At 66.8% G+C, this 12,359-nt stretch carries 13 protein-coding genes; 4 read left to right on the plus strand and 9 right to left on the minus strand.

All coding sequences use genetic code 11. The features are described from left to right. Position 1 precedes the first annotated feature (1 nt). Positions 2–1,465, minus strand: a complete 1,464-nt coding sequence (locus tag GO308_RS01935) for a right-handed parallel beta-helix repeat-containing protein (protein WP_240883648.1) — start codon at positions 1,463–1,465, stop codon at positions 2–4. Positions 1,466–1,578: 113 nt separating this feature from the next. On the opposite strand from GO308_RS01935, the gene GO308_RS01940 reads away from it, so the two are divergent. From GO308_RS01940 to GO308_RS01950, 3 genes are all read left to right on the plus strand, one after another. Next, positions 1,579–2,637, plus strand: a complete 1,059-nt coding sequence (locus GO308_RS01940; protein ID WP_240883649.1) for a glycosyltransferase — start codon at positions 1,579–1,581, stop codon at positions 2,635–2,637. Continuing rightward, positions 2,634–3,764: a glycosyltransferase family 4 protein gene (locus GO308_RS01945; RefSeq protein ID WP_240883650.1), complete on the plus strand. Its 1,131-nt coding sequence runs from the start codon at positions 2,634–2,636 to the stop codon at positions 3,762–3,764. The genes GO308_RS01940 and GO308_RS01945 overlap by 4 nt, the downstream gene beginning before the upstream one ends. 101 nt (positions 3,765–3,865) lie before the next feature. Further along, complete coding sequence (locus tag GO308_RS01950) at positions 3,866–4,465, plus strand: methyltransferase domain-containing protein (protein ID WP_066549147.1); 600 nt, start codon at positions 3,866–3,868, stop codon at positions 4,463–4,465. A gap of 268 nt (positions 4,466–4,733) precedes the next feature. On the opposite strand, the gene wecC is transcribed toward GO308_RS01950, so the two are convergent. Then, on the minus strand, positions 4,734–6,029 hold the full coding sequence (wecC, locus tag GO308_RS01955) for a UDP-N-acetyl-D-mannosamine dehydrogenase (protein ID WP_066673083.1): 1,296 nt from the start codon (positions 6,027–6,029) through the stop codon (positions 4,734–4,736). Further along, the gene (wecB, locus tag GO308_RS01960; RefSeq protein WP_240883651.1) at positions 6,013–7,155 is read right to left on the minus strand and encodes a UDP-N-acetylglucosamine 2-epimerase (non-hydrolyzing); all 1,143 of its coding nucleotides are present in this window, start codon (positions 7,153–7,155) and stop codon (positions 6,013–6,015) included. Before wecB ends, wecC begins: the two co-directional genes overlap by 17 nt. Before the next feature lie 144 nt (positions 7,156–7,299). On the opposite strand from wecB, the gene galU reads away from it, so the two are divergent. Further along, complete coding sequence (gene galU / locus GO308_RS01965) at positions 7,300–8,160, plus strand: UTP--glucose-1-phosphate uridylyltransferase GalU (protein ID WP_066673082.1); 861 nt, start codon at positions 7,300–7,302, stop codon at positions 8,158–8,160. Between the two features lie 3 nt (positions 8,161–8,163). Here galU and hslU read toward each other — a convergent pair whose 3' ends face one another. The 6 genes from hslU to GO308_RS01995 form a co-directional block, all read right to left on the minus strand. Next, positions 8,164–9,462, minus strand: coding sequence for an ATP-dependent protease ATPase subunit HslU (hslU, locus tag GO308_RS01970; protein WP_066480552.1), 1,299 nt, complete (start codon positions 9,460–9,462; stop codon positions 8,164–8,166). A gap of 102 nt (positions 9,463–9,564) precedes the next feature. Continuing rightward, on the minus strand, positions 9,565–10,119 hold the full coding sequence (hslV, locus tag GO308_RS01975; RefSeq protein ID WP_066480554.1) for an ATP-dependent protease subunit HslV: 555 nt from the start codon (positions 10,117–10,119) through the stop codon (positions 9,565–9,567). A gap of 56 nt (positions 10,120–10,175) precedes the next feature. Beyond that, complete coding sequence (locus GO308_RS01980; protein WP_240883652.1) at positions 10,176–10,964, minus strand: hypothetical protein; 789 nt, start codon at positions 10,962–10,964, stop codon at positions 10,176–10,178. Between the two features lie 77 nt (positions 10,965–11,041). Then, entirely contained in the window at positions 11,042–11,203 is a 162-nt protein-coding gene (locus GO308_RS01985; protein ID WP_156437763.1) for a hypothetical protein, read from the minus strand. Positions 11,204–11,273: 70 nt separating this feature from the next. Then, positions 11,274–11,687 carry a holin family protein gene (locus GO308_RS01990; RefSeq protein ID WP_066549152.1) on the minus strand — a complete coding sequence of 138 codons (414 nt, stop codon included), beginning with the start codon at positions 11,685–11,687 and terminating at the stop codon, positions 11,274–11,276. Between the two features lie 39 nt (positions 11,688–11,726). Continuing rightward, on the minus strand, positions 11,727–12,266 hold the full coding sequence (locus tag GO308_RS01995; RefSeq protein WP_240883653.1) for a glycosyl hydrolase 108 family protein: 540 nt from the start codon (positions 12,264–12,266) through the stop codon (positions 11,727–11,729). Positions 12,267–12,359: the final 93 nt, after the last annotated feature.

Raw genomic sequence — 12,359 nt, forward strand, 5'->3', positions numbered from 1 at the left:
CTCAGCGGCCCAGGCCGAGCACTGCCTCAACCGGGGTTGCGCGGAATTCGACCCGGTTGGCGCTGACCCGCGCGCTTCCCGCGTCGATCCTTGCCGCCGCGAACACGGTCATCGCCTGCGCGGTTCGACCATCGGGGCTCGCAAAGCGGTTGCCGGACAGCGTCAGGTTGCGGTTGACGCCGTCGACAAAGGCGATGGCAACGCCGTTGCGTGCCCCTGCCGCGCCGCAGTCGACGAACATGTTGCCGGTCAACGCCAGCCGGTCGGATGACCGTATCCACAGCGCGTGGCCGGGGGCTTGATTGCCGGCGCGCTCGAAGCGGTTTTCGTCGACCTCGACCTCGGCCACCATGCCGCGATAGCCGATCTCCGCCATCTTTGAACATTCGATGATCCAGTTGCGCGTGATCCGCACGCCACGGACGCCATCGACGATGAACGGGGTCGCGCAGCCGCGTATCTCGTTTTCCGCGACCATCAGCTCGTAGCGCGGGGTTCCGGTGAGCGACTTGCCCGGGCCATAGCCGAAGATCGCGAAGCCGCCGGCACGATCGACGATGCGATTTTCGGTGATGGTAAAGCCCTGTTGCGCGATGTCGACCGCGTCGTTGGGCCGCAGGTTGAGGGCGACCGCGTTGCCGCCGCCCCCCTGGAACAGGTTGCGGCGGATGACGACGTTGCGAATGATCGCGAAACGGTCGCCATTGGGCTCGCAGTCGATGGCGCCCGGCTGCGCCAGCCCGGTCCGCGGATTCATCGGATCGCCGCGAAGCGGCGTCCCGTCGCCCGGCCGGGTGCAGTTCAGGAACACGCTGTCCTCGATCAGCAGCCCGTCGCAGTCGATGACCGAAATGGCGTTGCGATTATTGGCGTTGATGCCGTCGAACCGGCAGTCGCGGACCACGACATCGCGATTGTGGCGCTCCACCGCGGAGATTGTCGACGAGCCGAGATGCAGCCCGTCGCCGCGAAAGCCGGTGAAGTTCACGCGCTCGAAGCGCGCGCCGGTGACGCCGTTCAGCATGACCAGATAGTCGAATTCGCTGAACCCGCGGCGCACCACATCGTCCTCGAGCGAGAGGTCGCGAAAGGCGATGCCCTGAAGGTTTTGGGCCGGGTCGGGTGACTTGCTGTCGGCATGGAACAGAAACGGTGCCGGGCGCGCATAGGACCGCGCGATGATCGTGCGCCCCGGCCCGTCGCCGAACAGCATCGCACCCGTTGGCAGGTTCGGTTCGGCGGTCGCGACCAGATAGCGCCCTTCCGGTCCCGACCCGCCGGCCGCCGGGGCGTGGACGGGGCGTCCGGTCGCAAGGGCGCGGCGAAAGGCGTCGCTGTCGTCGACGTCGTCCGCACGGCGAAAATCGGTCACGCGCACCGCATCCGCGCCGGTTGCGCGGGCGATCGCGGCCGCAATTCCGGCGCCGGCCAGTCCGCCGACGATTGCGCGACGTGTCGCCTTCATAGCCGGCGGCGCACTGGCGGCGACACGCCGGCGATGCTAGGGGCAGCGCCGCAAAAGCCGGAGTTTCGATCATCCATCGCGTCGTTTCATCCCTTCAGGGTCGCACCATCCTGATGATGCCCCGCTATACCGATCTGGGCCCGAGCAGCCGGCTGCGCCTGAGCCAGCTCATCCCGGCGCTCCGCGAAGCAGGCGCATCGGTGGAGGTATCGCCCTTCTTCAGTGACCGTTATCTGAACGGCTATTTCAACGATGGCGCGAAGAGCAAGGTGGAAACCGTTCGCGCAATCGCCCGCCGCGCGGCGCGTCTCGCGGGTCCCGCCCCGGATATCGCATGGATCGAAAAGGAGCTGTTTCCCTATTTGCCCGGCGCGACCGAGCGGGCCTTGACGGCGCGGGGCATTCCCTATGTCGTCGATTATGACGACGCGATCTTCCACAATTACGATCTGAGCGGGTCGGCACTGGTCCGCCGGGTGCTGGCGGAGAAGCTGACGCCGCTGATCCGGGGGGCGGCGGCGATCACTGCGGGCAACCCCTATCTCGCCGATTATGCCGTGCGTCATGGCGCACGCCGGGTGGTCGAGGTGCCGACCGTGGTCGATCCGGGCCGCTATCCGGTCACGGCACCTGCGGACACCGGCGCGGTGCGGATCGGCTGGATCGGGACGCCGGCCAATGCGCGCTATCTGGACCCCGTCATCGCGGCGATGGCGCAACTGGCGGGAACCGTTCCGCTCGAGCTGGTCACGATCGGCGCCGACCCGATCCCCGACCTGCCGTTCACCCAGCATTGCCATCCGTGGACCGAAGCGACGGAAGCCGAATTGCTGACCGAGATCGACATCGGCGTGATGCCGCTGCGCGACAGCCCGTGGGAACGCGGCAAGTGCGGCTACAAGCTCATCCAGTATATGGCCGCCGCGCGCCCCGTCATCGCCTCGCCCGTCGGCGTCAACGCGACGATCGTCGACCCCGCGGTCGGGCTGCTCGCCGACACCGTCGAGGAATGGAGCGCGGCGATCGCCGAACTGGCCACCGACCGCGCGCGCCGGCTCGCCATGGGCAATGCCGCGCGGGCCCGCGTCGAACGGCATTATTCGGTGGATGCCATCGCGCCGACGGTCGTCGCGACATTGGCCGATGCGATCGCCGCGGCACGCCCGGCATGAAGACGATCGCGTTCATTACCAATAACGGCTCGACCGTCGGCAATTTCCGCGGGGACCTGATCCGCGAGCTTGCCGCGCGCGGCGACCATGTGCTCGCTCTTGCACCCGATTGGGATGAGCCGCAGCGCGCGGTTGCCCGGGCCTGCGGCGCGGAGCCGGTCGACTTCTCGCTCGACCGCGTCGGGCTGCGGCCGCTGCGCGACCTGCGGGATACCGCGCGGCTGTGGCGACAGCTCGACGCGCTGAAGCCCGACATCGTGTTCGGCTATTTCGTGAAGCCGGTGATCTACGGGATGCTGGCGGCGCGCGCGGCTGGCGTGCGGCGGCGGATCGCGATGATCGAGGGGCTCGGCTTCGTCTTCACCGAGGGCGAGGGGGCGACGACCCTGAGGCGTCGTGCGCTGCGGACGGCCGCGACGACGCTCTATCGCCTCGGGCTCGGGGCCGCCCACCGCGTCGTCATGCTCAACCGCGACGACGCCCGGCAATTCATCGATGCCGGCATGGTCGACGCGGCCAAGGTCACGGTGCTCGGCGGGATCGGCGTCGACCTCGATCGGTTCAGCGCGCCGCCGCCAGCGGCGGGATCGCCCGTGTTCCTCATGGTCGCACGACTGCTGCGCGAAAAGGGGGTGCGTGAATATGTCCGCGCCGCCGCCCGTGTCCGCGCGCAGGCGCCGGGCGCGCGATTCATCCTGCTCGGCGGCCGCGATCTCAATCCCGGCGGGCTGAGCGCGGACGAGATCGACGCGATGGTCGCTGACGGGATCGTCGAATGGCATGGTCATGTCGACAACGTCGCCGACTGGATCCGCGACGCGAGCGTTTTCGTCCTGCCCTCCTATCGCGAGGGGGTGCCGCGCAGCACGCAGGAGGCGATGGCGATGGCGCGGCCCGTCGTCACGACCAGCGCGGTCGGATGCCGTGAAACCGTGGAGGAGGGCGTCAACGGCTTCATGGTGCCGCCGCGCGATGCAGAGGCGCTGGCGGCGGCGATGATGCGCTTCGTCGACCAGCCCGGCCTGATCCCGGCGATGGGCGCGGCGAGCCGGGCGATGGCGGAAGCGCGCTTCGACGTGCGTGAGATCAACCGGCGGCTGATCGCGATCATCGATGGTGAGGGGTAAACGGCGCCAGGCGGCGCGCGCCTTGGCCGATCGCCGTCGATGTGCTTGAGCAACCGGCACGCCCGTTCGGACACGGGGTGCATTGGAGTGAGTCGAGGCAAATGACCAAAACCGTCCTTCACGTCGGCTGTGGCTGGGCATCGCTGGAGAACATGACTGCGGGGTTCCAGGACGGCAGCTGGCGCGAGATCCGCTTCGACATCGATCCCGGCGCACGCCCGGACATCGTGGGTACGATCACCGACATGACCAATGTCGAAAGCGACAGCGTCGATGCGGTCTTCTCCTCGCACAATATCGAGCATGTCTTCGCGCACGAGGTCGCATCGGTGCTCGCCGAGTTTCGCCGCGTGCTGAAGCCCGACGGCTTCATCGTCGTGACCTGTCCCGACCTGTTGAGCGTCGCCGAGCATATCGTCGCCGACCGGCTGGGCGATCCGCTCTATCAGTCGCCCGCCGGGCCGATCACGCCGCTCGACATCTTCTATGGCCATTCGGACGCGATCGCGCGGGGCCAGACCTATATGGCGCACAAGACCGGCTTCACCGCCAAGACGCTGACCGAGGCAGCCAAGGTACATTTCCCGTCGCTCGGCGTGCGGCGGCGGCCCAAGGCGTTCGACCTGTGGTTGATCGCGACCAAGCAGCCGGTCGAGCGCGAGCGGCTGGAACAATTGATGGCGGATTTCGCCAAAGCGTGAGGGGCGGGGCCGCCCGCCTGTCAGCGTACCCCCGGATTCTTTCCTTGTCGCACGACTTCATTTTCGTCACCCCGGCCTTGTGCCGGGGTCCACCGCGCCACAGGCGCTGACCCGCGACATTCCGCGACGCTGGGCCATCACTAAGGGTTCAGCGACACTGCCACGCGACACGCCAGGCGGCACGGTGGACCCCGGCACAAGGCCGGGGTGACGGTAACGGTAACGGTGTGCGGGTTAGGAGGGCTTTGGAGGCGATCTTCCCGCCCGCTCACCCTGCTTTGCGTAACTCCACTGCAAGCGTCGCACGCGGCTGGTCGGGCCAGATTCCGCGCGTGTCGTAGACGAGCTTGCCCGCGCGCTCGTCGAGTGGCACGGACTTGAACACGTCGTGGTCGACCAGGACGATGAAGATCGGGCACGTTTCGATCGCTTCGTCGATGTCGATCAGCGTCGCTGCCGTGCCCGCGAAATCGCCGGGCAGTTCGGCGGCATGGGGTTCGACGATCCGGACCCGGCTGCCATAACGCTGGGCCAGATGCGCGGCGACCTTGAGCGCCGGGCTCTCGCGGAAATCGTCAATATTCGCCTTGAACGCCAGGCCCAGGCACGCGACCGGCGCACCGGGCAGGCTGTCGATCAGCCCCTCGGCGCGGCCGATCGTATAGGCGATCTTGTCGTCGTTGACGTGGCGCGCGGTGCGGATCAGGCGGCTGTTGGCGGGGTCGCCATGCACCAGGAACCAGGGGTCGACCGCGATGCAATGCCCGCCGACCCCGGGGCCGGGGGCCAGGATGTTGACGCGCGGGTGGCGGTTGGCCAGCCGGATCACCTCCCATACGTCGATGCCCATGCCGTCGGCCAGCACCGACAATTCATTGGCGAAGGCGATGTTGACGTCGCGGAAGGCGTTTTCGGTGAGCTTGGTCATCTCCGCCGCGCGGGCGCTGGTGGTGACGCACGCGCCGCGCACGAAGCGGCGATAGAATTGCAGCGCCTTGCGCGCGCAGCGCGGGGTCACGCCACCGATCACCCGGTCATTGTCGATCAACTCGACCAGGATGCGGCCGGGCAACACGCGCTCGGGGCAATAGGCGACCGCGATGTCGGCGGTGCCGGTGCAATGGCCGGGCACCTTCAGGTCGGGGCGCAGCCGGGCGAGCAGTTCCGCCACCTTGTCGGTCGTGCCGACGGGCGAGGTCGATTCGAGGATGACCGTATCCCCGGCCTTCAGCACCGCGGCGATGTTGGTCGCGGCCTGCAGGACATAACCGATATTGGGCGCGTGATCGGCATCGAACGGCGTCGGCACGGCGATGACGAAGACGTCGGCGGGTTCGATCAGCGTTGCAGCGCGCAGCATCCCGCGCGCGACCACGCCGGAAACCAGGCCGTCCAGGTCGATTTCCTCGATATGGACGCGGCCCGAATTGACGGTTTCGACGACTTGGGCGTTGACGTCGATCCCCAGCACGCGCGCGCCGCTGCGCGCGATGACGGCGGCGGTGGGCAGGCCGATATAGCCCAGCCCCATCATGACGACGTTCAGTTCAGCATCCGAAACCATCAGCGACGATCCTTGCGATCCTTTGGGACGCATGGCCGTCGCCGAACGGATTGTGGGCGCGCGCCATGGCCGAATAGGCATGGCTATCGTCGAGGAGGGTGAAGATTCCGGAAACGATGCGGTCGGTATCGGTGCCGACCAGCCGCGCGGTGCCGGCCGCGACGCCTTCGGGTCGCTCGGTCGTCTCGCGCATCACCAGCACCGGCTTGCCAAGCGCGGGGGCTTCCTCCTGCACACCCCCCGAATCCGACAGGACGAGGTGGGCGAGGTCGAGCGCGCGGATGAAATGCGGGTAATCGAGCGGGTCGATCCGCGCGACGTTGTCGCGGGCGCCCAGATGTCGGTCCATCACCGCCACCACGTTGGGGTTGGGGTGCATGGGAAACAGCACCCCGACGTCGGGCCGGTCGGCGATGCGCTGGATCGCCCGCGCGATCGATTCCATCCCTTCGCCGAAATTCTCGCGGCGATGGGTGGTGACCAGCACGATGCGCTTGCCAGCAAAGCGGTGGGCGATCGCGTCCAGCCCCGCCGCCATTGCCGGGTCGGCAGCGATCGCCGCGCGCGTCGCCAGCAGCGCGTCGATGACGGTATTGCCGGTGACGTGGATCGTTGCCGGGTCGATATTCTCGCGCCGCAACGCCTCGGCGGCAGTCTCGGTCGGGGCGAAATGCTGGTCGGCGATCGGGGCGACGATGCGCCGGTTCACTTCCTCGGGCCAGGGTTGCCAGATGTCGCCCGAACGCAGCCCCGCCTCGACATGCGCGACGGGCACGCGGCGATAATAGGCCGCCAGTGCGCCGACCATTGCGGTGGCGGTATCGCCCTGCACGATCACCCGGCCGGGGCGCTCGGCGTCCATCACTTCGCCGAGCCCGGTCAGCAGCCGCGCGGTCAGCCGGTCGAGCGTCTGGCCCGGCTCCATCAGGTCCAGGTCGATGTCGGGCGAGATTCCGGCAATCGCCAGCACCTGATCGAGCAGCCCGCGGTGCTGCGCCGTGACGCAGGTGCGGACCCGCAGGCCGGGTGTTTCGCGCAGCGCGCGGATGACGGGGAACAGCTTGATCGCCTCCGGCCGGGTGCCGAAGACGAAGAGCACGGTTTTCTGAGCGGCGGCGGCGGTCATGACGTGACCCATAGCCGTGGCGGCTTAACTCGTCGCTAAAACGAGACGGTTCGCGGGCACATTTCATGCTGCACCCGCGAAAGGATTTGCCTTGCCCCGGACGGCCCACTATCCGACAGCGGCGTCACCGGAGGTTCTGCCAAGATGATCAAGCCCGTCCGCAAGGCCGTTTTTCCCGTCGCCGGTCTCGGCACGCGCTTCCTGCCCGCCACCAAGGCGATGCCGAAGGAAATGCTGACCGTCGTCGACAAGCCGCTGATCCAATATGCGGTCGAAGAGGCGCTGGAAGCGGGTATCGAGCAGATCATCTTCGTCACCGGTCGCGGCAAGGGCGCGCTGGAGGACCATTTCGACATCGCGTTCGAGCTCGAGACGACGATGCGTGCACGCGGCAAGTCGATGTCGCTGATCGAGGGCACGCGGATGACCCCCGGATCGCCCGTTTATGTGCGCCAGCAGGAACCGCTGGGGCTCGGCCACGCGGTGTGGTGCGCGCGCGAGATCGTCGGCGACGAACCCTTTGCGGTGCTGCTGCCCGACGAGCTGATGGTCGGCACCCCCAATTTCCTCGCCCAGATGGTCGCGGCCTATGAGCAAGTCGGCGGCAACGTGATCGGCGCGCTGAAGGTGCCGGACAGCGAAACCGACAAATACGGCATCATCACGCCGGGTACACGCGACGGCAAGCTGACCGAAGTGACCGCGCTGGTCGAAAAGCCCAAGGCGGGCACCGCGCCATCCAACCTGATGATCCCGGGCCGCTACATCCTGCAGCCCGAGGTGATGAAGATCCTCGACAATCCCGTCACCGGCGCGGGCGGCGAAATCCAGCTGACCGATGCCATGGCCAAGCTGATCGGCGTCCAGCCCTTCCACGGCTATACCTTCGACGGCGACCGCTATGATTGCGGCGACAAAGCGGGCTTCATCTGTGCCAACATCGCGCTGGCGCTGGCCCGTCCCGAGCTCGCCCCGCAGGTCGAGGCGTTCCTGGCCGCGCGCTAGAAGCTACAGCACGTAACGGCTGAGGTCGGTGTTGCGGGCGATGCTGGCCAGCTGGCGATCGACATAGGCCGCGTCGATCACCAGCGTTTCGCCGCGACGATCCTCCGCATCGAAGCTTACTTCCTCGAGCAGCTTCTCCATCACGGTCTGAAGCCGGCGCGCGCCGATATTCTCGACCTCGCCATTCACTTCGGCGGCGATGCGCGCGACCGCGCGAATGCCGTCGGGGGTGAAGTCGATCGTCACATCCTCCGTGCCGATCAGCGCCTTATACTGTTCGGGCAGGCTCGCCTTGGTGTCGGACAGGATCGCGACGAAATCCTCCTCGGTCAGCCCCTTCAGCTCGACACGGATCGGCAGGCGGCCCTGAAGCTCGGGCAGCAGGTCGCTCGGCTTGGCGACGTGGAATGCGCCTGAGGCGATGAACAGCACATGGTCGGTCTTCATCGGCCCGTATTTGGTCGCCACCGTCGTCCCCTCGATCAGCGGCAGCAGGTCGCGCTGCACGCCCTCGCGGCTGACCGATCCGCCACGAACATCGCTGACCGCGATCTTGTCGATCTCGTCCAGGAAAACGATCCCGTTGGCCTCCGCATCGGCCAGCGCGGCGCGGCTCACCTCGTCCTGGTCCAGCCGCTTGTCGGCTTCCTCCTCGACCAGCTTGGCCCAGGCGGCGGGGACCGGCAGCTTGCGGCGCTTCAGCTGGCCGCCGCCGAACGCCTTGCCCATCATCTCGCTCAGGTTGATCATGCCCATCTGGGGCGCACCGGGGATTTCGAACGGCATCGTCGGGGCCGCATCGACCTCGATCTCGACTTCCTTGTCGTCGAGATGGCCGTCGCGGAAGCGCTGGCGGAATGCCTCGCGCGTCGCCTGGCTCGAATCCTTGCCGGTCAGTGCGTCGAGCAGCCGGGTCATCGCCGCTTCTTCCGCCTTGTCCTTCACCGCGACGCGGCGGCGCTCCTTTTCAAGCCGGATCGCTTCCTCGACCAGGTCGCGGGCGATCTGTTCGACATCGCGGCCGACATAGCCGACTTCGGTGAACTTGGTGGCTTCGACCTTGACGAAGGGCGCGTCGGCCAGCTTGGCCAGCCGCCGGCTGATCTCGGTCTTGCCGCAGCCGGTCGGGCCGATCATCAGGATGTTCTTGGGGCTGACCTCGTCGCGCAGGTCAGGGCCGAGCTGCTGCCGGCGCCAGCGATTGCGCAGCGCAACCGCGACCGCGCGCTTGGCGTCGGCTTGGCCGATGATGTGCGCGTCGAGCGCGCGGACGATGGCTTTGGGGGTGAGGGTGTCGGTCATTTCAGATGAAATCCGTTCGTTTCGAGCGAAGTCGAGAAACGTTGGTCCCGGTGTCGCGTGTCTCGACTTCGCTCGACACGAACGGGAACAAAGGTTCGAGCGTCAGGTGGCGCTGTCCATCGTCTCCACGGTCAGGCGATCGTTGGTGTAGACGCAAAGCTCGGCAGCGATCGCCATCGCCTTGCGCGCCAGCACCTCGGCATCGGGCTCATATTCCGCCAGGGCGCGCGCCGCGGCGAGCGCGAAATTGCCTCCCGATCCGATCGCGGCGATGCCGCCTTCGGGCTCCAGCACGTCGCCATTGCCGGTGACGACCAGCGTCACGTCTTTGTCGGCGACGATCAGCATCGCCTCCAGGTTGCGAAGATATTTGTCGGTCCGCCAGTCCTTGGCGAGCTCGACCGCGGCGCGCAGCAGCTGGCCCTGGTGCCGCTCCAGCTTGGCCTCCAGCCGCTCGAACAGGGTGAAGGCGTCGGCGGTCGCGCCGGCGAACCCGGCAATCACCTTGCCATCCCCCAGCGGACGGACCTTGCGCGCATTGGGCTTCATCACGGTCTGGCCGGCCGAAACCTGGCCGTCGCCCGCGATCACCACTTTGCCGGATTTGCGCACGGAAAGGATCGTGGTGCCGTGCCACACCATGGATTTGTCGTTCATGGCGCTTCAAATGGTCACGCGATCAGGGATGAACAATAGGGCGCGTTGTTCGACGATCAGCGCCCGGCGTAAATCCGGCGCAAGCCATTGGCCAGAAGGTCCGGCACTGGATCGACCGGCCGATCCACGATCTCGAAGCTGACATTTCGGATTTGGTCCGCCTCGATCGACAACAGGTCGAAGGTGGCCAGCGGCAGCTGATCCTGCTGCGCGATCGACCGACGCAGATCGATCAAAAAACGCTGCGCATCGGCGAGGTTGATGCGCCGGATCGAGCCATCGACGGCCAGCGAAAGATCCTGGATCGCACCGATATAGGTGACCGAGAGATTGGGCGCCCACGCGCTCTTGTCCGTAAGGTCGTATCGGGTCAGCACCACCGCCACCGCGATTTTGCTGTCGTCGTCCAGCTTGTTGGCCAGATCGGTTGCCCAGCCGTACAGCCAGCGCGGCAGGGCGTTGGTAAAGGACAGGCGGCGCAGATATCCGGTTATGGCGATGAAGATCGCCAGCGCGAGCGCCAGCTCGATCCCGGCGAACAAGGCAAGGTCGTGCGCATCGCGTGGCCAGCCCCCGACCTGCAACCGATCCAGTTTCTGCGGAAAAACCACGATCGAAGCGATCATCAGGAGCACATGTGCGACCACCGAACTCGCCACGATGACGGTCAGTGACTGGACCGACCCCGGCGCTGGCGGGATCGGTGCGAAGACGCGTCGTTGCGCCCGGCCGCGATCCCCGACACCAAAATGTCCGAACCGGCCAAAAATCCCGTAGAATGCACAATAGGAAGCGAGGCCGGGCAGCAGCAGGAGCAGGACAGCGTCCAGTCGGAAATCGATCACGCGCCCCCCGGCCTCGTCTGGTTACCTTCTTACCGGGCGCGCAGGGGCCGCCATCGCGGCCGACAGCGCGCCATCAGTCAAGACGCTGCGGCTTCGCGGATGTCAGCTTCAGGTGCGTGCGGCCCGTCCTTACGCGCACGACGGGTGTTTTCCAGAACCTTCAGCCAGCTGTTATCGTGTTCCGCCAGCAATCGGCGTCCGTTGCGAAGCGCAGTTTCCGAATTTACCTGCATCGTCACCGGTCTCCTTGCACGCGCCAAGATAACGTTTGGCCATGAAAAAACAATCACCGCGCCCGCTTGGTTGCCGCTACCGGTCCACGCCCTTCGCCTTGCCCCATTGCCGCGCGGCGGTGTAGCCGAGATAGCCGGTGCCGAAGAGGACATAGAGGGGCTCGGGAATACCCGAGAGATAGGCGTTCATCGCACGCACGATGCCGTCGGCGAGCCGTGGCTGGACTGCGCCGATCAGCCCCATCGGGATCGACCAGAGCAGCAGCACATACATGACGTAGAGAAAACTGGGGCGGGCGCGGCTGGTCCACGGGTCGTTCGAGCCCGCCTCAGCGACGATCGCCGACAATTGCGCCTTCAGCTGCTCGAGCTCCTGCGTGCCCTGAAGCCGGATCAGCTCCAGCTTGGCCGCCTGGCGCGCCTTCGGATCGGGAATCAATTTGTCGATCAGCCCGGTGATCGGGCCGAGCAGGGCGTCGAGAACGGCCATGGCGTTTCCTTCTGTCGATGCGTTCGGAACAGGCGGTGATTAACCGATACGGTTGGCGAGCCAGCCATAGAGGAAACTCTCATTCGCCGGCCGACGCTCGGCGAGTTCGATGTAGCGCGCGCCCTGCAGCGCGTTGAGCGCGCGCAGCAGCACGGTTTTGCCCGCCGGGCCGCGCAGTTCGAGGAAGCGGTCGAGCGCGCCGAGCGTCGCGGGGCCGATCCGCCCGTCACGCGCGATGTCGGGATAGTCGCGGCGCGCGCGGTTGAGCACGTTGAGCGCGCGTTGCAGGAACATCGTCGCGGTCGCGGGCCCCATGTTCACACCGGTGTCGAAAAGTTCGGCGGCGACGCCCGGTGCGCGCGTCGCGACGTCGTCGAATCGCGGCGCCTGCCAGTAGATGGCGCGGTAGATCCGTTCGGCCACCGTGCGCGGCATGTCGCGCATCGGGCCGTGATAGCCATGCTCGCGGGCCACCCGTTGGGTGATTCCGAATTTGGTCGCGCCGCCGCGATCGTCGGGGTGGTCGGAATAGCCGCCCTCGCGCGAAATCACGTCGTCGATGAGCTGGTCGATGTCCATAGGGATGCCTCCGGTTCGGGCGGCGGTATTTAGCCAATATGGTTCGTGTAGGACAGCAATGCCCTTCGCGACGTCGGGAGGGGGCTCGGGATA

The organism is Sphingomonas sp. SFZ2018-12 (assembly GCF_022496715.1).
Classification (GTDB): Bacteria; Pseudomonadota; Alphaproteobacteria; order Sphingomonadales; family Sphingomonadaceae; genus Sphingomonas.